This window comes from Citrobacter sp. ANG330 (assembly GCF_047467925.1).
GTDB classification, from domain to species: Bacteria; Pseudomonadota; Gammaproteobacteria; order Enterobacterales; family Enterobacteriaceae; genus Citrobacter_A; species Citrobacter_A amalonaticus_G.
Genome location: NZ_JASJUI010000005.1, coordinates 271662 through 291511 on the forward strand (window position 1 = coordinate 271662; position 19850 = coordinate 291511).

At 53.9% G+C, this 19850-nt stretch carries 24 protein-coding genes; 17 read left to right on the forward strand and 7 right to left on the reverse strand.

Going from position 1 to position 19850, the window contains the following annotated elements; all coding sequences use genetic code 11:
* Nucleotide 1: 1 nt before the first annotated feature.
* Both yqgB and QNN88_RS13995 read right to left on the reverse strand, forming a co-directional pair.
* Complete coding sequence (yqgB, locus tag QNN88_RS13990) at nucleotides 2-133, reverse strand: acid stress response protein YqgB (protein ID WP_414240795.1); 132 nt, start codon at nucleotides 131-133, stop codon at nucleotides 2-4.
* 93 nt (nucleotides 134-226) lie between these two features.
* On the reverse strand, nucleotides 227-370 hold the full coding sequence (locus QNN88_RS13995) for a hypothetical protein (RefSeq protein ID WP_269460499.1): 144 nt from the start codon (nucleotides 368-370) through the stop codon (nucleotides 227-229).
* A gap of 539 nt (nucleotides 371-909) precedes the next feature.
* Between QNN88_RS13995 and metK the strand changes: the two genes are divergently transcribed.
* From metK to ruvX, 8 genes are all read left to right on the forward strand, one after another.
* On the forward strand, nucleotides 910-2064 hold the full coding sequence (metK, locus tag QNN88_RS14000; RefSeq protein WP_414240754.1) for a methionine adenosyltransferase: 1155 nt from the start codon (nucleotides 910-912) through the stop codon (nucleotides 2062-2064).
* Between the two features lie 424 nt (nucleotides 2065-2488).
* A complete protein-coding gene (galP, locus tag QNN88_RS14005) occupies nucleotides 2489-3883 on the forward strand; it encodes a galactose/proton symporter (protein ID WP_414240755.1) in 1395 nt (464 codons plus the stop codon).
* A gap of 78 nt (nucleotides 3884-3961) precedes the next feature.
* Nucleotides 3962-4462, forward strand: coding sequence for a SprT family zinc-dependent metalloprotease (locus tag QNN88_RS14010; RefSeq protein ID WP_414240756.1), 501 nt, complete (start codon nucleotides 3962-3964; stop codon nucleotides 4460-4462).
* 91 nt (nucleotides 4463-4553) lie between these two features.
* Nucleotides 4554-5261: a deoxyribonuclease I gene (endA, locus tag QNN88_RS14015; RefSeq protein WP_414240796.1), complete on the forward strand. Its 708-nt coding sequence runs from the start codon at nucleotides 4554-4556 to the stop codon at nucleotides 5259-5261.
* Between the two features lie 79 nt (nucleotides 5262-5340).
* A complete protein-coding gene (rsmE, locus tag QNN88_RS14020) occupies nucleotides 5341-6072 on the forward strand; it encodes a 16S rRNA (uracil(1498)-N(3))-methyltransferase (RefSeq protein ID WP_414240757.1) in 732 nt (243 codons plus the stop codon).
* Nucleotides 6073-6084: 12 nt separating this feature from the next.
* A complete protein-coding gene (gene gshB, locus QNN88_RS14025; RefSeq protein ID WP_414240758.1) occupies nucleotides 6085-7032 on the forward strand; it encodes a glutathione synthase in 948 nt (315 codons plus the stop codon).
* 174 nt (nucleotides 7033-7206) lie between these two features.
* Nucleotides 7207-7770, forward strand: a complete 564-nt coding sequence (locus QNN88_RS14030) for a YqgE/AlgH family protein (RefSeq protein ID WP_414240759.1) — start codon at nucleotides 7207-7209, stop codon at nucleotides 7768-7770.
* A complete protein-coding gene (gene ruvX / locus QNN88_RS14035; RefSeq protein ID WP_061077975.1) occupies nucleotides 7770-8186 on the forward strand; it encodes a Holliday junction resolvase RuvX in 417 nt (138 codons plus the stop codon). The genes QNN88_RS14030 and ruvX overlap by 1 nt, the downstream gene beginning before the upstream one ends.
* Nucleotides 8187-8198: 12 nt before the next feature.
* On the opposite strand, the gene QNN88_RS14040 is transcribed toward ruvX, so the two are convergent.
* Entirely contained in the window at nucleotides 8199-9179 is a 981-nt protein-coding gene (locus tag QNN88_RS14040) for a type IV pilus twitching motility protein PilT (RefSeq protein WP_414240760.1), read from the reverse strand.
* Nucleotides 9180-9196: 17 nt separating this feature from the next.
* On the opposite strand from QNN88_RS14040, the gene QNN88_RS14045 reads away from it, so the two are divergent.
* The 5 genes from QNN88_RS14045 to hemW are packed head-to-tail and all read left to right on the forward strand — an operon-like array spanning nucleotide 9197 to nucleotide 12503.
* Nucleotides 9197-9901: a YggS family pyridoxal phosphate-dependent enzyme gene (locus tag QNN88_RS14045; RefSeq protein WP_414240761.1), complete on the forward strand. Its 705-nt coding sequence runs from the start codon at nucleotides 9197-9199 to the stop codon at nucleotides 9899-9901.
* A gap of 18 nt (nucleotides 9902-9919) precedes the next feature.
* Complete coding sequence (locus QNN88_RS14050) at nucleotides 9920-10486, forward strand: YggT family protein (RefSeq protein ID WP_414240762.1); 567 nt, start codon at nucleotides 9920-9922, stop codon at nucleotides 10484-10486.
* The gene (gene yggU, locus QNN88_RS14055; RefSeq protein ID WP_044255664.1) at nucleotides 10483-10773 is read left to right on the forward strand and encodes a DUF167 family protein YggU; all 291 of its coding nucleotides are present in this window, start codon (nucleotides 10483-10485) and stop codon (nucleotides 10771-10773) included. Before QNN88_RS14050 ends, yggU begins: the two co-directional genes overlap by 4 nt.
* Before the next feature lie 7 nt (nucleotides 10774-10780).
* Nucleotides 10781-11374, forward strand: a complete 594-nt coding sequence (locus QNN88_RS14060) for an XTP/dITP diphosphatase (RefSeq protein ID WP_414240763.1) — start codon at nucleotides 10781-10783, stop codon at nucleotides 11372-11374.
* On the forward strand, nucleotides 11367-12503 hold the full coding sequence (hemW, locus tag QNN88_RS14065) for a radical SAM family heme chaperone HemW (protein WP_414240764.1): 1137 nt from the start codon (nucleotides 11367-11369) through the stop codon (nucleotides 12501-12503). The genes QNN88_RS14060 and hemW overlap by 8 nt, the downstream gene beginning before the upstream one ends.
* 116 nt (nucleotides 12504-12619) lie before the next feature.
* On the opposite strand, the gene ansB is transcribed toward hemW, so the two are convergent.
* The 4 genes from ansB to trmB form a co-directional block, all read right to left on the reverse strand.
* Nucleotides 12620-13666: an L-asparaginase 2 gene (gene ansB / locus QNN88_RS14070; RefSeq protein ID WP_042998066.1), complete on the reverse strand. Its 1047-nt coding sequence runs from the start codon at nucleotides 13664-13666 to the stop codon at nucleotides 12620-12622.
* Nucleotides 13667-13855: 189 nt separating this feature from the next.
* Complete coding sequence (locus QNN88_RS14075) at nucleotides 13856-14575, reverse strand: DUF2884 domain-containing protein (protein ID WP_414240765.1); 720 nt, start codon at nucleotides 14573-14575, stop codon at nucleotides 13856-13858.
* A gap of 52 nt (nucleotides 14576-14627) precedes the next feature.
* Complete coding sequence (locus tag QNN88_RS14080) at nucleotides 14628-14954, reverse strand: YggL family protein (protein WP_061076322.1); 327 nt, start codon at nucleotides 14952-14954, stop codon at nucleotides 14628-14630.
* On the reverse strand, nucleotides 14954-15673 hold the full coding sequence (gene trmB / locus QNN88_RS14085; RefSeq protein ID WP_414240766.1) for a tRNA (guanosine(46)-N7)-methyltransferase TrmB: 720 nt from the start codon (nucleotides 15671-15673) through the stop codon (nucleotides 14954-14956). Before trmB ends, QNN88_RS14080 begins: the two co-directional genes overlap by 1 nt.
* A 162-nt stretch (nucleotides 15674-15835) precedes the next feature.
* Between trmB and mutY the strand changes: the two genes are divergently transcribed.
* The 4 genes from mutY (at nucleotide 15836) to QNN88_RS14105 (ending at nucleotide 19817) form a co-directional block, all read left to right on the forward strand.
* The gene (gene mutY, locus QNN88_RS14090) at nucleotides 15836-16888 is read left to right on the forward strand and encodes an A/G-specific adenine glycosylase (protein ID WP_414240767.1); all 1053 of its coding nucleotides are present in this window, start codon (nucleotides 15836-15838) and stop codon (nucleotides 16886-16888) included.
* 27 nt (nucleotides 16889-16915) lie between these two features.
* Nucleotides 16916-17191, forward strand: a complete 276-nt coding sequence (locus QNN88_RS14095) for an oxidative damage protection protein (RefSeq protein WP_042998071.1) — start codon at nucleotides 16916-16918, stop codon at nucleotides 17189-17191.
* 73 nt (nucleotides 17192-17264) lie between these two features.
* Complete coding sequence (gene mltC / locus QNN88_RS14100) at nucleotides 17265-18347, forward strand: membrane-bound lytic murein transglycosylase MltC (protein ID WP_414240797.1); 1083 nt, start codon at nucleotides 17265-17267, stop codon at nucleotides 18345-18347.
* A gap of 213 nt (nucleotides 18348-18560) precedes the next feature.
* The gene (locus QNN88_RS14105; protein ID WP_414240768.1) at nucleotides 18561-19817 is read left to right on the forward strand and encodes a nucleoside permease; all 1257 of its coding nucleotides are present in this window, start codon (nucleotides 18561-18563) and stop codon (nucleotides 19815-19817) included.
* The last annotated feature ends 33 nt before the right edge of the window (nucleotides 19818-19850 follow it).

Below are 19850 nucleotides of genomic sequence, written 5' to 3' on the forward strand. Positions count from 1 at the left end.
CTCAAATTTTATTAACAAGTGTAAAACAGTTGACTACTATCGCAATCCGAAGAGGCGATAACAACCCATAAACAGTCGGATTTTCCAGCAGAAAGTGCTGGTGCTCCGCCTGCGCGACCGGTTTCTTTTTCATATCATTGTAAAGCACGTAACCGAACTTACGTATGACGGTTCGGCGAAACCACGAGAAAACTCTTGTTTCCACAAGAGCGCCCTTGTTCAGTCCTTAGTGCCAGTTACCGGCTCTGGAGTCCTGAGAAGCGCCGAGATGGGTATAACATCGGCAGGTATGCAAAGCAGAGATGCAAATTGTGGAGGACATACGCACACCAGAACGGTGCGACAGATTCAGCAGAATACAACGGTTCATTATCTCTTATCACCTCCATGGTCGCTCCAACAGGAACGCACCAACAAGCCAAAGCTAACGTTTTAACCCGGCTGGAAGTGGCGACACGAAGAAAACGTCGTGTGCTTTTTGTCTATCCAAAATAATTCGAGTTGCAGGAAGGCGGCAACGCAGTGAGTCCCAGGGAGCTTACATGAGTAAGTGACTGGGGCGAACGAGGAAGCCAACGCACATGCAACTTGAAGTATGACGGATATGAGCCGCGCGCCGCGTTTTATACCGACAACAGAATCAAAAAGCAAAACATAAATGCGCAGATTGTCAGCAGTGTTTGTAAAAATTTCCCCTCATGTTTTCAACACAGTGAGAGCTGATTCAAAAAACAGTGGAAATCGGGTGAAGAAGTGACCTAAAATAGCCATCCAGATGTTAATCCATCCATACTGATTAACACTCAGACTGCCAGTGTCACTAACCTGCAGGCCTTGGTAGAATCTTCTGCTTTGGCTTTTCCGCACAACAGTTTGAGCTAACCAAATTCTCCTTAGGTGAAATAAAACATGGCAAAACACCTTTTTACGTCCGAGTCCGTATCAGAAGGGCATCCTGACAAAATCGCTGACCAAATCTCTGATGCCGTGCTTGATGCCATCCTGGAACAGGATCCGAAAGCGCGCGTCGCGTGTGAGACCTACGTGAAAACCGGCATGGTTTTAGTTGGCGGTGAAATCACCACCAGCGCCTGGGTCGATATCGAAGAGATCACACGTAACACCGTGCGCGAAATTGGCTATGTGCATTCCGACATGGGCTTTGATGCCAACTCGTGTGCAGTCCTGAGCGCAATTGGTAAACAGTCTCCGGATATCAACCAGGGCGTTGACCGTGCCGATCCGCTGGAACAAGGCGCTGGCGACCAGGGCCTGATGTTTGGCTATGCCACCAACGAAACCGACGTGCTGATGCCTGCACCGATCACCTACGCACACCGTCTGGTGCAGCGTCAGGCTGAAGTGCGTAAAAATGGTACCCTGCCGTGGCTACGCCCGGATGCGAAAAGCCAGGTGACCTTCCAGTACGACGACGGCAAAATTGTCGGTATCGACGCCGTGGTGCTCTCCACCCAGCATGCGGAAGATATCGATCAGACGACGCTGAAAGACGCGGTGATGGAAGAGATCATCAAGCCGGTTCTGCCGACTGAATGGCTGACCTCAGCTACCAAATTCTTCATCAACCCGACCGGTCGTTTTGTTATCGGTGGGCCAATGGGCGACTGCGGTCTGACAGGTCGTAAGATCATCGTTGATACATACGGCGGCATGGCGCGTCACGGTGGCGGCGCGTTCTCCGGTAAAGATCCGTCGAAAGTGGACCGTTCTGCCGCGTACGCTGCACGTTACGTGGCGAAAAACATCGTTGCGGCGGGCCTGGCTGACCGCTGTGAAATTCAGGTTTCCTACGCAATCGGCGTGGCGGAACCGACCTCCATCATGGTGGAAACCTTCGGGACTGAGAAAGTGCCTTCAGAACAACTGACTCTGCTGGTGCGTGAATTCTTCGACCTGCGTCCGTACGGTCTGATCCAGATGCTGGATCTGCTGCACCCGATTTACAAAGAAACCGCTGCATACGGTCACTTTGGTCGTGAGCATTTCCCTTGGGAAAAAACCGACAAAGCCGCTCTGCTACGCGACGCTGCCGGTCTGAAGTAATTCGACTGAGCGTTGTGTTGAAAAAGCCAGCCTTCGGGCTGGCTTTTTTCTGTCGGATGGTGGCTGCGCCTGCGCCTTACCAACCTACGGGTTTTTGAGGTGTTTGTAGGCCGGGTAAGGCGCAGCCGCCACCCGGTAACGTTTGAAACCGTTTACACCACGCCCAATATATCGCGCTTTCAGAATAATCCCTTTGCGTGATCGCCTTTCTTCTGCTGTTACATTTCATTTCAGTTAAGTCTGAAACTCATCCAGATGAGATGCACATCACCCCTTTTACCTCTATATTTTCAAAGTCTTAATTATTTTTACGCTTATGCGTTAGTGTAACCGATTACACTAACGTGATAACTATCACATATTTTTGCGGGTTACTCGCCTACCCTTAACATCAACAAAACTGATAACCCAACCGGAGGGCATAATGCCTGACAATAAAAAACAGGGGCGTTCCAATAAAGCCATGACATTTTTTGTCTGCTTCCTTGCAGCCCTGGCAGGATTACTTTTTGGCCTGGATATCGGCGTTATTGCTGGCGCATTACCGTTTATCACCGATGAATTCCAGATTTCCGCACACACTCAGGAGTGGGTCGTCAGCTCCATGATGTTCGGTGCAGCAGTCGGTGCCGTCGGCAGCGGCTGGCTCTCCTTCAAGCTCGGGCGCAAGAAAAGCCTGATGATCGGCGCGATCCTATTTGTCGCCGGTTCGCTGTTCTCCGCAGCGGCGCCGAACGTTGAAGTGCTGATCCTTTCCCGCGTTTTGCTGGGCCTCGCCGTTGGCGTGGCCTCGTACACCGCCCCGCTGTACCTGTCTGAGATCGCCCCGGAAAAAATTCGTGGCAGCATGATCTCCATGTACCAGTTGATGATTACCATCGGGATCCTCGGCGCCTATCTGTCGGATACCGCCTTCAGCTACAGCGGCGCATGGCGCTGGATGCTGGGCGTGATTATCATCCCGGCGATTCTGCTGTTGATCGGCGTTTTTTTCCTGCCGGACAGCCCGCGCTGGTTCGCCGCGAAACGTCGTTTCGTTGATGCCGAACGCGTATTACTACGTCTGCGTGATACCAGTGCAGAAGCCAAACGCGAGCTGGATGAAATCCGTGAAAGTCTGCAGGTGAAACAGAGCGGCTGGACGTTGTTCAAAGAGAACAGCAACTTCCGCCGTGCGGTGTTTCTTGGCGTACTGTTGCAGGTGATGCAGCAGTTCACCGGGATGAACGTTATCATGTACTACGCACCCAAAATCTTCGAAATGGCAGGTTACACCAATACCTCTGAGCAGATGTGGGGTACCGTGATTGTCGGTCTGACCAACGTGCTGGCCACCTTTATCGCCATCGGCCTGGTTGACCGCTGGGGGCGTAAACCGACGCTGACGTTGGGCTTCCTGGTGATGGCAGCCGGAATGGGTATCCTTGGGACGATGATGCATGTCGGCATCCACTCGCCGTCCGCACAGTACTTCGCTATCGCGATGCTGCTGATGTTCATCATTGGTTTCGCCATGAGTGCCGGTCCGCTGATTTGGGTGCTGTGTTCTGAAATCCAGCCGCTGAAGGGCCGCGATTTCGGCATCACCTGCTCTACCGCCACCAACTGGATTGCCAACATGATCGTTGGCGCGACGTTCCTGACTATGCTGCAAAACCTCGGCAATGCGAACACCTTCTGGGTTTATGCGGGTCTGAACGTGCTGTTTATTCTGCTGACACTGTGGCTGGTGCCGGAAACCAAACACGTTTCACTGGAACATATCGAACGTAACCTGATGAAGGGACGTAAGCTGCGCGAAATCGGCGCACACGATTAATCTGCCCTTTGCGTCCTCCCCCATGGGAGGACGCCTTCCTCTTGCAGTCCCGTCCCTGTCGCATTATCCTCTGCCGTTATGAAAGCCCCCCGTCTCCCTATCGCCGTCCAGCAAGCCGTTATGCGCAGCCTGCGGGATAATCTCGCTCAGGCAAACCTGAAGCTTGGACGCAGCTATCCCGAACCCAAACTGGTGTATCAGCAGCGCGGCACCTCTGCCGGCACCGCCTGGCTGGAAAGCTATGAAATCCGGCTGAACCCGGTCCTGCTCATGGAAAACGTTGAGGCGTTTATCAACGACGTGGTACCGCATGAACTGGCGCATTTACTGGTGTGGAAACGCTTTGGCCGGGTTGCGCCGCACGGTAAAGAGTGGAAGTGGATGATGGAAAGCGTGCTCGGCGTCCCCGCAAGACGCACCCATCAGTTCGAACTGCAATCGGTACGCACTAACACTTTTCCTTACCGCTGCCAGTGTCAGGAGCATCAACTCACCATCCGCCGCCATAATCGCGTCGTTCGCGGCGAAGCCACCTATCGCTGCGTTCACTGTGGCGAACCCTTAGTACCGCTTAAATAACCTGAACGATCAGGAACTTTCCTGATCTGACTGATTGCATCACACATCAACTTTCGTTACGTTGCGGGCTCGTTTTGATACGGAGTTCATGATGTACCGTTGTCACACATTCGCTGCCGCTCTTGTTGCGGTAGTCATTTCCGGCCCGGCGTTGGCCACTGGCATTAATAGTTTTTCACAGGCAAAAAGCGCGGGCGTCAAGGTTAACGCTAATGTTCCGGGCGACTTCTATTGCGGATGCAAAATCAACTGGCAAGGGAAAAAAGGCGTCGTCGATCTCGACTCCTGCGGCTACAAAGTGCGGAAGAACGAGAATCGCGCCAGCCGAATCGAATGGGAACACGTGGTTCCGGCATGGCAGTTTGGTCATCAGCGTCAATGCTGGCAGGATGGCGGGCGGAAAAACTGCACCAAAGATCCGGTGTATCGCAAAATGGAAAGCGATATGCACAACCTGCAACCCACCGTTGGCGAAGTGAATGGCGATCGCGGAAACTTTATGTACAGTCAGTGGAACGGCGGCGAAGGACAGTACGGGCAGTGTGCGATGAAAGTCGATTTCAAAGAAAAGCTGGCTGAACCTCCTGCACGCGCCCGCGGCGCGATTGCCCGCACCTATTTTTATATGCGTGACCAGTACAACCTCACGCTTTCTCGTCAGCAAACCCAGCTTTTCAACGCCTGGAACAAGATGTACCCGGTCACCGACTGGGAGTGCGAGCGCGACGAACGTATCGCGAAGATTCAGGGAAACCATAACCCTTACGTGCAACGCGCTTGCCAGGCGCAAAAGAGCTAACCTACACTAGCGGGATATTTGATTAACCCCTTACCCCGCGCGGCGAGCCTGCGTGGGGAGATGACGCGGATTTATAACTATGCGTATTCCCCGCATTTATCACCCAGAGCCCCTCACCGCCGGCAGCCAGATTTCCCTGTGTGAAGATGCCGCCAACCATATTGGACGCGTCCTGCGGATGGGGCCGGGCCAGGAACTGCAACTGTTTGATGGCAGCAATCAGGTTTTCGCTGCCGAAATCACTCGCGCCAGCAAGAAAAGCGTGGACGTAAAGGTGTTAAGTGGCAAGATTGACGATCGGGAATCGCCGCTGCACATCCACCTTGGTCAGGTCATGTCGCGCGGCGAAAAAATGGAGTTCACCATCCAGAAATCGATCGAACTGGGTGTAAGCCTCATTACGCCACTTTTTTCTGAACGCTGCGGCGTTAAACTGGACAGTGAACGTCTGAACAAGAAGCTTCAGCAGTGGCAGAAAATTGCTATTGCCGCCTGCGAACAGTGTGGTCGCAACCGGGTGCCGGAAATTCGCCCGGCGATGGATCTGGAAGCCTGGTGTGCGGAACAGGACGAGGGATTGAAGCTGAACCTCCATCCGCGCGCCAGCGACAGTATTAATACCTTGCCGCTGCCGGTTGAGCGCGTTCGTCTGTTGATTGGCCCGGAAGGCGGGTTGTCAGCAGAGGAAATAGCCATGACCGCACGCTATCAGTTTACTGATATCCTGTTAGGACCTCGCGTTCTGCGTACTGAGACAACTGCGCTCACCGCCATTACCGCGCTTCAGGTGCGATTTGGCGATCTGGGCTAACGGAGAAGAATAATGATCAAGCTCGGCATCGTGATGGACCCCATCGCAAACATCAATATCAAGAAAGATTCCAGCTTCGCTATGCTGCTGGAAGCGCAACGTCGTGGTTACGAACTTCATTATATGGAGATGGCCGATCTTTATCTGGAAAACGGTGAAGCCCGCGCTCATACACGGACGCTGAGCGTCGAGCAGAACTACGATAAATGGTATGAGTTTACCGGCGAGCAGGATCTACCGCTCGACGAGCTCGACGTCATTCTGATGCGTAAAGATCCGCCGTTTGATACGGAGTTTATCTACGCCACTTACATCCTGGAACGCGCAGAAGAGAAAGGCACGCTTATTGTCAACAAACCGCAGAGCCTGCGTGACTGTAACGAAAAACTGTTCACGGCCTGGTTCCCGGACCTGACACCGGAAACGCTGGTCACCCGCAACAAAGTGCAAATAAAGGCGTTCTGGCAAAAGCATAGCGACATTATCCTTAAGCCGCTGGACGGCATGGGCGGCGCATCGATCTTCCGCGTTAAAGACGGTGACCCGAACCTCGGCGTGATTACAGAAACTCTGACCGAGCATGGCACCCGCTACTGCATGGCGCAGAACTATCTGCCCGCCATTAAAGATGGCGATAAGCGCGTATTGGTTGTGGATGGCGAACCGGTTCCGTACTGCCTGGCACGTATTCCGCAAGGCGGTGAAACCCGTGGTAACCTGGCCGCTGGCGGCCGCGGCGAACCGCGTCCATTAACCGACAGCGACTGGGAAATCGCACGCCGTATCGGGCCGACGCTGAAAGCCAAAGGGTTGATTTTTGTCGGTCTGGATATCATTGGCGATCGTCTTACCGAAATTAACGTCACCAGCCCAACCTGTATCCGCGAAATCGAAGCCGAATTCCCTGTCTCCATCACCGGGATGCTGATGGACGCAATCGAAGCGCGTTTGCAAAAATAATCAGCCATAAACCAGCGTTGTAGGCCTGATAAGCGTAGCGCCATCAGGCATTAAGACACCGATGCCTGAGAACAACACAGGCGTCTTATCCGGCCTACAGTAGTGACATCCGTGCGCTTTACCCACATACTGACCCCTGTTGCTTTTTTGAACCAGGAAACAGAACCTCTGACAATGAATTTACAGCATCACTTTCTTATTGCCATGCCTGCTCTCCAGGATCCGATTTTCCGCCGCTCCGTGGTGTACATCTGCGAACATAACGAAGACGGCGCAATGGGGATTATTGTGAATAAGCCTCTGGAAAATCTCCAGGTTGAAGGGATTCTGGAAAAACTGAAAATCACGCCGGAACCACGTGATGCGGCGATTCGCCTCGATAAAGCTGTGATGCTGGGCGGCCCGTTAGCAGAAGACCGAGGGTTTATCCTGCACACCCCGCCGTCGCGTTTTGCCTCCAGCATCCGCATCTCGGATAATACGGTGATCACCACATCACGCGATGTGCTCGAAACCTTAGGCACGAGCGAGCAACCTGCTGATGTGCTGGTTGCGCTCGGTTACTCCTCCTGGGAGAAAGGCCAGCTTGAGCAGGAACTGCTGGACAATGCCTGGCTGACCGCCCCTGCCGATCTCAATATTTTGTTCAAAACGCCGATTGCCGACCGCTGGCGTGAAGCCGCCCGGCTGATTGGCATCGACATCCTGACGATGCCCGGCGTGGCAGGGCATGCCTGATGAGCGGAACATTACTGGCTTTTGACTTTGGTACGAAAAGTATTGGTGTGGCGATTGGTCAGCGAGTAACCGGCACGGCGCGCGCGCTGCCCGCGATAAAAGCGCAGGACGGCACGCCGGACTGGAACCTGATCGAACGGCTACTCAAAGAGTGGCAGCCCGATGAGATCATCGTTGGCTTACCGCTCAACATGGACGGCACCGAACAACCACTCACCGCCCGCGCACGCAAATTTGCCAACCGCATTCACGGCCGCTTTGGCGTTACCGTCACCCTGCATGATGAACGACTTAGCACCGTAGAGGCACGCTCCGGACTGTTCGAACAGGGCGGTTATCGCGCACTGAACAAAGGCAAGATCGATTCGGCTTCTGCCGTCATCATCCTCGAAAGCTACTTTGAGCAGGGCTACTGACCCTGCAGTTTCTCAAAGCCGCCCTTGCGCTTGTCGCTGTTGCAGGCTCTGGGAAAAGGTCATCATCCCCACCTGCTGCCCGGTCTGAATGACGTGAGGTAGCTGATGGGATTTCCCTTCGCGAATTAAATTCCCCGCTGCGGGGGTGTTAATCAGTAACTCAAACAGCGCGACACGCCCTTCCTGCTTATCAGGTTCGAGTTTTTGCGACAACACGGCCCGCAGGCTGCTTGCCAGTTGGCTGCGTACCGGGTCTTTCTCCTGAGCCGGGAAAGAGTCCACCAGGCGCTCAATCGCCTGTGCCGCGCCGCGTGTATGCAGCGTCGCCAGCACCAGATGTCCCGTTTCCGCTGCCGTGAGTGCCAGACGAATGGTCTCGCTGTCGCGTAACTCGCCCAGCAGAATCACATCCGGATCTTCACGCAGCGCGGCGCGCAGCCCTGCGGCAAACGAGGCACAGTGTAACCCCACCTCACGCTGCTGAATCAGGCAGCAATCGCTGGTGTAGACATACTCGATGGGATCTTCCAGCGTCAGAATATGCTCCTCCACATAGTGATTCAGCCAGCCCACCATCGCCGCCAGGGTGGTGGATTTACCGCTGCCTGTCGCGCCCGTCACCAGGATCAGGCCGTTCTCGCTGCGAAGCAGTTCCACCAACACGGCGGGGACGCCTAACGTTTCCAGCGTCGGGCACTGCGTCGGCAGTAGCCGCAGCGCCAGCGACGTCCCCTGCCGCTGGTGAAAGGCGCTGGCCCGCAGGCGTTGGTTATCCGCGAGCGAAACAGCGAAATCCAGTTGCCCATTTTGTCGTAACGCCGCCTGCTGCCCCTCATCCAGCCAGTCTGCCAACAGTCCGTTAATATCGGTTGCGGTGAACGGGGCACGTTCCATGCGCCCCCGTTTACGCCAGCGCGCAGGCCACGCATTGCTTAGGTGTAGATCCGAGACGTTATGCTTTACACTAAGGGCCACAATTTCTTCCATATTCATACTCAGATCCTCGGAAAATGAACGATATCGCGCATAACCTGGCACAGGTCCGGGACAAAATCTCAGCCGCCGCATCGCGTTGCGGGCGTGCTTCAGAAGAAGTTACGTTGCTTGCAGTGAGCAAAACCAAACCTGCGAGCGCCATCGAAGAAGCCATTGCTGCTGGCCAGCGAGCCTTTGGTGAAAATTACGTGCAGGAAGGGGTGGAGAAAATTCTCCACTTTCGTGAAAAAGGCACGGCCGGTCTGCAATGGCACTTTATTGGCCCGTTACAGTCCAACAAAAGCCGTCTGGTGGCCGAGCACTTTGACTGGTGCCATACCCTCGACCGCCTGCGCATTGCGACCCGGCTGAATGAACAGCGTCCGGCAGAATTTGGACCGCTGAACGTGCTGATTCAAATCAACATCAGCGATGAGAACAGCAAGTCCGGTATTCCCCTGGAAGAACTGGATGCGCTTGCCGCAGAGGTCGTCGAATTACCGAATCTTCGTCTGCGCGGTTTGATGGCGATCCCCGCCCCTGAGTCAGATTATGTAAGGCAGTTTGAAGTTGCCCGCCAAATGGCTGTAGCATTTGCTGGGCTGAAAACGCGCTATCCTGACGTCGATACCCTGTCGCTGGGTATGTCGGATGATATGGAAGCCGCCATTGCGGCGGGTAGCACGATGGTACGTATCGGCACCGCCATTTTTGGTGCACGTGATTACACAAAAAATTAAGGAAATCTGAGGAACGCCATGAATACGTTGACCTTCTTGCTCTCAACGGTTATTGAGCTGTACACCATGGTGCTGTTATTGCGCGTGTGGATGCAATGGGCTCGCTGTGACTTTTACAACCCTTTCTCCCAGTTTGTGGTGAAAGTGACGCAACCGATTATTGGGCCGCTGCGCCGTATTATTCCGCCGATGGGGCCGGTTGATAGCGCCTCGCTGCTTGTTGCGTTTATCCTCAGCTTTATCAAAGCGATAGTGCTGTTTAAAGTGGTGACCTTCCTGCCGATCGTCTGGATCGCCGCCGTGCTGATCGTCCTCAAAACTATCGGCTTGCTCATATTCTGGGTGCTGCTGGTGATGGCCATTATGAGCTGGGTAAGTCAGGGCCGTAGCCCGATTGAGTTTGTGTTGATGCAACTGGCCGATCCGCTGCTGCGCCCGATCCGTCGTATTCTCCCCGGCATGGGCGGTATCGATTTCTCGCCAATGATCCTCGTCCTGCTGCTGTATGTGATTAACATGGGCATTGGCGAACTGCTGCAAGCGACCGGTAATATGCTGCTGCCGGGGCTGTGGATGGCGCTATGAGTGCCGTCACACGCTGTGATGACGGACTGGTGTTACGGCTCTACATTCAGCCGAAAGCCAGCCGTGACAGCATCGTGGGGTTGCATGGCGACGAACTGAAAGTCGCCATTACCGCCCCACCGGTCGATGGCCAGGCGAACAGTCATCTGGTGAAGTTTCTCGGTAAGCAGTTCCGTGTGGCAAAGAGCCAGGTTGTCATTGAAAAGGGCGAACTTGGCCGCCATAAACAGGTTAAAATCATTCATCCGCAACAGATCCCGCCCGAAGTCGCGGCGTTAACTGATTAGGTATCCTATGCAAAAAGTTGTCCTCGCAACCGGCAATGCCGGTAAAGTGCGTGAGCTTGCGTCGCTGCTCAGCGATTTCGGGCTTGATGTGGTGGCGCAAACCGATCTCGGCGTCGATTCTGCCGAAGAAACTGGGCTAACCTTTATTGAAAATGCGATTCTGAAAGCGCGTCATGCTGCGCAAATCACTGGTTTACCGGCGATTGCCGACGACTCAGGTCTGGCTGTGGACGCACTGGGTGGCGCGCCGGGCATCTATTCTGCGCGCTATTCTGGCGAAGATGCGACAGACCAGAAGAACCTGGAAAAGCTGCTGCTTACCCTGAAAGATGTGCCGGACGATCAGCGCCAGGCGCGCTTCCACTGCGTGCTGGTTTATCTGCGCCATGCAGACGATCCCACTCCGCTGGTGTGTCATGGTAGCTGGCCGGGCGTCATCACCCGTCAGGCGGCAGGCAACGGCGGCTTTGGTTATGACCCGATTTTCTTCGTCCCTTCGGAAGGGAAAACCGCCGCCGAACTGACCCGTGAAGAAAAAAGCGCCATCTCTCACCGTGGACAGGCGCTGAAACTGCTGCTGGACGCCTTACGTAATGGTTAAGTTGCCGCCGCTGAGTCTTTACATTCACATCCCGTGGTGCGTACAGAAATGCCCGTACTGCGATTTCAACTCGCATGCGTTAAAAGGGGAAGTCCCGCACGATGATTACGTCCGGCATCTGCTGAGCGATCTCGACGCGGACGTCGCGTATGCGCAGGACCGTGAAGTGAAGACGATATTCATCGGTGGCGGTACGCCAAGCCTGCTTTCTGGCCCGGCAATGCAAACGCTGCTGGATGGCGTGCGTGCACGCCTGAATCTGGCAGCAGACGCAGAAATCACCATGGAAGCGAATCCGGGTACGGTCGAAGCCGATCGCTTTGTTGATTATCAGCGTGCAGGAGTGAACCGTATTTCCATCGGCGTGCAAAGCTTTAGCGAACCGAAGCTGAAGCGTCTGGGACGCATTCACGGCCCGCAGGAGGCCAAACGTGCGGCAAACCTGGCCAGTGGATTAGGTCTGCGCAGTTTTAACCTCGATTTAATGCACGGCCTGCCGGATCAGTCGCTGGACGACGCGCTGGACGACCTGCGCCAGGCGATTGCGCTGAATCCGCCGCATCTCTCGTGGTATCAGTTGACGATTGAACCGAATACGCTGTTTGGTTCTCGCCCACCAGTATTACCGGATGATGATGCATTGTGGGACATCTTTGAGCAGGGCCACCAGTTGTTAACCGCCGCAGGTTATCAGCAGTATGAAACCTCAGCCTATGCCAGACCGGGCTATCAGTGTCAGCACAACCTGAACTACTGGCGCTTTGGCGATTACCTGGGGATTGGCTGCGGCGCACACGGCAAAGTGACGTTCCCGGATGGCCGCATTCTGCGTACCACCAAAACGCGCCATCCGCGTGGCTATATGCAGGGGCGTTATCTGGAAAGTCAGCGCGATGTGGAACAGGTCGATAAACCGTTTGAATTTTTCATGAACCGCTTCCGTCTGCTGGAAGCGGCTCCGCGGGCTGAATTTACGCAGTATACGGGACTGAGTGAAGTGGTGATTCGTCAGCCGCTTGATGAGGCCATAGCCCAGGGGTATCTGACCGAGAGTGATGATTACTGGCAGATTACTCAGCACGGTAAGTTGTTTTTGAATTCGCTGCTGGAGCTGTTTCTGGCGGAGTAAACGGTAACGATGTAGTCAACGTAGGCCTGATAAGCGTAGCGCCATCAGGCAATTTGCCAGATGGCGACTGCGCCTTTCCGGCCTGGAACAGGCCAGGACGCAGCCGCCTTCAGCGATTAATACTGATTAAACATCGTCTGGATCTGTTTCGGATCTTTAGTCTGAGTCAGCGCCAGTTGCAGCAGTACGCGTGCCTTCTGTGGGTTCAGGGAACCAGAGGCAACAAAACCGTACTTCGCATCATCGATTTCAGCATCCTGCGTGGTTGAACCCGTCGGTACGCGGGAAGAACGCACCACAACCGTCCCTTTATGCGCCGCGGTAGCCAGCGTATCGAAGACCGTTTTATACAGGTTGCCGTTACCCACACCGGCGCTCACAATTCCATCATAACCAGCATCCACCAGCGCTTTTGCCGGCAGATCTGAAGCATTCGCGTAGTTATAGACGATCCCCACCTTCGGGAGTTCATTCAGCTTAGAAACGTCGAACGGCGTGGAGGTGGTGTGCTTACGCGCAGGCGTGCGTTGATAGTCGATTTTGCCGTTATGAATGTAGCCCAGCGGTCCGTAGTTTACGGATTTAAAGGTCGCCACATCGGTGGTGTTGGTTTTGGTCACGTCGCGCCCGTCAAGCACGGTGTCGTTCATCACCACCAGCACGCCACGGTTGGCAGAGGCTTTATCCGCCGCGGTCACTACCGCGTTATAGAGGTTGAACGGACCGTCCGCGCTCATCCCGGTAGACGGACGCATTGCGCCGACCAACACTACCGGCTTGTTGCACTTCACGGTCAGATCGAGGAAGTACGCCGTCTCTTCCATGGTGTCAGTACCGTGGGTAATCACGAAGCCGTCGGTGCTGTCACACTCGTTATTGATCTTTTTCGCCAGGGTTAACCAGACGTCGTCGTTCATATCCTGCGAACCGATATTGACGACCTGCTCACCCTTAACGTTAGCGATATCCTTAAGTTGAGGAACGGCTTTGACCAGATTCTCTACGCCAACTTTGCCCGCCGTATAGTTAGATTTGGTTGCGGAGTCACCGCCACCGGCAATCGTCCCGCCGGTCGCTAAAATGGTAACGTTCGGTAAGGCGAGTGCTGCACCGCTGAAACCCATCACCAGTGCCGCCAGTGCCGTTTTCCTGAAAAACTCCATGTTATTTCTCCAGTTACGTGAATTTGCCGCATTATCCCAATGCCAGAGCTGAATAATGTGATTTCATCCAATTAACCAGACAAATATATTTTTTAGATTGTTAAATTTAGAGGTGGATATCAAAACGAAGCGGAAAGGCAAAACAAAATGGCACAGAGACGATCTGTGCCATTGTTTTAAAAGAAAAGTTTATTTAAGCGTGCTGACCAGCGCCTTGCGGTTATCTTCCAGCGTCACCACGCGGCTGCACACGTCTTTACCGAACTGCTGGAAGTCTTTTTCCTGATTCTTCCATTCGGTCTGGATCGCGGATTGCAATCCGCCGAGGCTACCCAGCACGCCCTGCAGTGGATTCCCACCGCCTTTCAGTACGGCTTTCGCCCCCATCTCGTTGATGCTGTCCTGCAAAATGCCGCCCATCGCCTGGTTCACCAGTTGCTGACCGTCGGCACGCACCTGATCGATAGCTTTATAGTGGAAGGTCAGACCGTCGGTACGATGCTCAATAATCCGGTTCATCTGCTCTTTCAACTGGGCATCCAGTTTCGTCAGACGTCCGCGCATATTACTGCTCTCGCCGACTTCTTTGGCGATAATTTTATCCAGCGCCACGCGCCCTTTTTCGACACGGTTTCGGGCGCCTTCATCAATCCACGGCAGCGCGCTGCGCAGTTCGGCCTGGTAATCTTTCGCCTGCTCGCGCTGTGCGGCGCTCAGCGTGTATTGTTTACCGTTGTACATCACGTTGCCATCCGGCGTGATCACCAGGTTGCCGTTTTCGCCCTTCACCTGCACCGTCTGCGGGCTCAGAATCACATCGTCACGCGGCGTGACGCTGCACTGGTAATCTGCATGAGCCGCCATCGCCGTTACAGAAAGGGCTGCCGCCAGCAGCGTTTTGCGCATCATAACTTTCCCTCAAGACAAATCGGGCCAGCAAATGCTGGCCCCGTATGTGTAGTTAGTCCCACCAGACGTCGAAAAGTTCGCTGGTACGCACTTCTTCAAGTTTGTGCTCCTCCAGCCACTTACGTACAATCGCCTGATGTTCTTCCGTGCACTTGCCGATTTCCTGCATGCAGATCAGACCTTCCCAGGCCAGATAACCGCTGCCGTCAAAGGCCAGTTTGTTGGGTTCAATAACGTCGTTGATAAAGTCATCAACGATTTTATCAACCTGCTCTTCAGATGTGCCTTCCGGGAAACGCCATGCCACCGAAAATCCTAATTCCTGGAATTCGTCGATGTGCATTTTTTTACGCAGACGACGGCTACGGTTCTTTGCCATTATTTCACCCTCTCGAACATTAAGTCCCATACGCCGTGACCAAGACGATGGCCACGTTGTTCAAATTTGGTTACCGGGCGCGATGGTGGGCGCGGTACATAATCTTGACTCTCTGACAGGTTTTTATACCCGTCAATGGAGGACATCACTTCAAGCATGTGCTCCGCATAGGCTTCCCAGTCGGTCGCCATATGAAAAACCCCGCCCAGCTTCAGTTTGCTTTTCACCAGCTCAGCAAACGGCACCTGAACGATACGGCGTTTATTATGACGTGCTTTATGCCACGGGTCAGGGAAAAAGAGCTGAACCATCGATAAAGAATTGTCAGGAATCATTTTATGCAGCACTTCAACGGCGTCATGACACATCACACGCAGGTTCTCGACGCCCTCTTCCTGGGCCGATGCCAGACAGGCGCCCACGCCCGGCGAGTGAACTTCAATACCGAGGAAATTTTGCTCCGGGCGCGCTTTCGCCATCGCCACCAGAGAAGCGCCCATACCGAAGCCAATCTCAAGCGTGACCGGCGCTTCACGGCCAAACAAAGTCACGAAATCCACCGGCTCTTCGCTGAATTCAACGCCCATCACCGGCCAGTAGTTTTCCAGCGCGTGCTCCTGCCCTTTGGTCAGCCGCCCCTGGCGACGAACAAAACTACGAATCCGGCGCAGTGGACGGCCGTTTTCATCAAATTCCGGTGAGATGACGTCGTTTTTCATAAAAGTTAAGTCTGCTTGTGATTAAAGTCTGAAAACGGGCATTATCCAAAGTTAGTTGCCGGATGCAAGTAAAGGAAGCGCTCGCGCTGCGGAAAGTTCCGGTTTACACCCCGTTGCCTCTGTGCTGCAATCTGGCCCCCAACAATAATGAATTCGGTGACCATGCAAGCGTCTCAATTTTCAGCCCTGGTTCTGGACTGGTACGATAAATACGGGCGAAAAACCCTGCCCTGGCAAATTGATAAGACGCCTTACAAAGTATGGCTCTCTGAAGTGATGCTGCAACAGACGCAGGTGGCAACGGTTATTCCCTACTTTGAACGGTTTATGGCCCATTTTCCGACGGTGACCGATCTCGCCAACGCGCCGCTGGACGAAGTGCTTCACCTGTGGACGGGGCTCGGTTACTACGCCCGCGCGCGCAATCTGCACAAGGCGGCGCAACAGGTTGCCACTCTGCATAACGGCGTGTTCCCGGAAACCTTTGAAGAAGTGGCGGCACTCCCCGGCGTCGGGCGTTCAACCGCCGGGGCGGTGCTCTCTCTCTCGCTGGATAAACCTTTTCCGATTCTGGACGGCAACGTTAAACGCGTGCTGGCGCGCTGCTATGCTGTTAGCGGCTGGCCGGGTAAAAAAGAGGTTGAGAAAAAGCTTTGGGATCTGAGCGAGCAGGTTACGCCAGTGAACGGCGTGGCGCGTTTTAACCAGGCGATGATGGATTTAGGCGCAATGGTATGTACGCGCTCAAAACCGAAATGCTCGCTGTGCCCGTTGCAGAACCGTTGTGTCGCCTGTGCGAACGGCAGTTGGTCACTTTACCCCGGCAAGAAACCGAAACAGACGCTGCCAGAGAGGACAGGCTATTTTCTATTGCTGCAACATCAGGACGAGGTCTTACTGGCACAACGCCCGCCAAGCGGATTATGGGGTGGGTTATTCTGTTTTCCACAGTTTGCCAGTGAAGAGGAATTACGGGAATGGCTGGCACAACGGCATGTTAACGCTAATAATTTGACCCAACTTAATGCGTTTCGCCATACGTTCAGCCATTTCCATCTGGATATTGTGCCTATGTGGCTTACTGTGTCCTCTATGGGTTCATGCATGGATGAAGGCAACGTGCTCTGGTATAACTTAGCGCAACCGCCATCCGTTGGCCTGGCGGCTCCGGTGGAGCGTTTATTACAGCAGTTACGTACCGGTGCGCCCGTTTAACGCACCGGACGATGAAGAGGATAAGTTATGAGCAGAACGATTTTTTGCACTTTCCTGCAGCGTGAAGCAGAAGGACAGGATTTCCAGCTGTACCCGGGCGAACTGGGAAAACGCATTTATAACGAGATTTCAAAAGAAGCATGGGCGCAGTGGCAGCACAAGCAAACTATGCTTATCAACGAAAAGAAACTCAATATGATGAACGTCGAGCATCGCAAACTGCTGGAACAAGAGATGATCAACTTCCTGTTTGAAGGCAAAGACGTGCATATCGAAGGTTATACGCCGGAAGATAAAAAATAAGCACGTTGCCGGATGGCTCAACGCTGTCCGGCAACACCGCACAACGACAAACACAACACGCACTCCCGGAATGATGAAAAAATTTCTCGCGCTTGCCGTTATTGCGCCGTTGCTCATCTCCTGTTCCAGTTCGACCAAAAAAGGCGATTCTTATAATGAAGCCTGGGTCAAGGATACCAACGGTTTTGACATTCTGATGGGGCAGTTCGCCCACAACATTGAAAATCTGTGGGGGTATCAGGAAGTGCTGATCGCCGGTCCGAAGGACTACGTGAAGTACACCGATCAGTACCAGACCCGCAGCCATATCAACTTTGACGACGGGACCATTACCGTTGAGACTATCGCCGGGACGGAACCTGCGGCACATTTGCGTCGCGCCATCATTAAAACGCTGCTGATGGGTGACGATCCCACCTCCGTCGACCTCTACTCTGACGTCGATGACATTCAAATCTCCAGAGAACCGTTCCTGTACGGCCAGGTGCTTGATAACACAGGCCAGCCGATTCGCTGGGAAGGTCGGGCCACGAATTTCGCCGATTACCTGTTGCAAACGCGGATGAAAAGCCGCAGCAACGGGATCCGCATGATTTTCAGCGTGACAATTAATCTGGTGCCGAATCACCTGGATAAACGTGCGCATAAATACCTCGGCATGGTGCGCAAAGCGTCCCATAAATATGGCATTGATGAGTCGCTGATTCTGGCGATTATGCAGACGGAGTCATCTTTCAACCCATACGCAGTGAGCCGTTCTGATGCGCTGGGGCTGATGCAGGTGGTTCAGCATACCGCCGGAAAAGACGTTTATCGTTCCCAGGGTCGCTCCGGTATCCCGAGCCGCAGTGAACTGTTCGATCCCGCCAGCAACATTGATACCGGTACCGCCTATCTGGCGATGCTCAATAATGTCTATCTTGGCGGCATCGATAACCCAACGTCACGACGCTATGCGGTGATCACCGCTTATAACGGCGGGGCGGGCAGCGTACTGCGCGTCTTCTCCAGTGATAAAGTGCAGGCCGCGAATATCATCAACAGCATGACGCCAGGGGATGTGTACCAGACGTTAACCACCCGTCATCCTTCTGCTGAATCGCGCCGCTACCTGTATAAAGTCAATTCCGCGCAAAAAACCTATCGACGGAACTGATCCTCCTCTTCCCCGCTCCCGGTAAAACGGCGAGCGGGCGTGCCAAAAGCGTGACAGTCATCACCATTTCGCATTGCAAAAAGGTATTGTTTTGCAATTATTTGTCACAGGTAACAAAAAATCACCCATTGTCATTGATAGAATCACATCATACAGTCACGGCATTTGTGCCAATCGAAACATCCATTCGCCTTCCTGTGTGAGGAAATTAACATGAATCTTAAGCTGCAGCTGAAAATACTCTCCTTTCTGCAGTTCTGCCTGTGGGGAAGTTGGCTGACCACCCTCGGCTCCTATATGTTTGTCACCCTCAAATTTGACGGTGCTTCTATTGGTGCTGTCTATAGCTCGCTGGGGATCGCGGCGGTTCTGATGCCGACCCTTTTGGGGATCGTGGCGGACAAATGGCTCAGTGCAAAGTGGGTTTACGCCATCTGTCACGTGGTGGGTGCGGTAACGCTGTTCATCGCCGCAGAAGTCACGACGCCGGGTGCGATGTTCTTTGTGATCCTGCTTAACTCGCTGGCGTATATGCCAACGCTTGGGCTTATCAACACCATTTCCTATTACCGCTTGCAGAACGCAGGCATGGACATCGTTACCGACTTCCCGCCGATTCGCATCTGGGGCACCATCGGTTTCATCGCCGCCATGTGGGCAGTAAGCTTCTCCGGTTTCGAACTGAGCCATATGCAGCTGTATATTGGCGCGTCGCTCTCTGTGGTGCTGGTGCTGTTTACGTTGACCCTGCCACACATTCCGGTGGCGAATCAGCAGAAGAATCAAAGCTGGACCTCGATGCTGGGTCTGGATGCCTTCGCGCTGTTTAAAAACAAGCGTATGGCTATCTTCTTCATCTTCTCGATGATGCTGGGGGCTGAGCTGCAAATTACCAATATGTTCGGGAACACCTTCCTGCACAGCTTTGATAACAACCCGCTGTTCTCCGGAAGCTTTATCGTTGAGCACGCGTCGGTGATGATGTCGATCTCGCAGATCTCCGAAACCCTGTTCATCCTGACCATTCCGTTCTTCCTCAGCCGTTACGGGATTAAAAACGTCATGTTGATCAGTATCGTGGCGTGGATGTTGCGCTTCGGTCTGTTCGCCTACGGCGACCCCAGCCCGTTTGGGACCGTGCTGCTGGTTCTGTCGATGATTGTTTACGGCTGCGCCTTCGACTTCTTCAATATCTCCGGTTCGGTGTTCGTTGAGAAAGAAGTCCGTCCGGAAATTCGCGCCAGTGCGCAGGGCATGTTCCTGATGATGACCAACGGCTTCGGCTGTATCCTCGGCGGCGTGGTGAGCGGGAAAGTGGTAGAGCATTACACCCTGAACGGCATTACCGACTGGCAGACCGTGTGGCTGATTTTTGCCGGCTACTCACTGGTTCTGGCCTTTGCCTTCGTGGCGCTGTTTAAGTACAAGCACGTTCGCGTACCGGCGGGCACACAGACCGTCGCACATTAATCTCTTTGCCGGATGACGACGCTTACGCGTCTT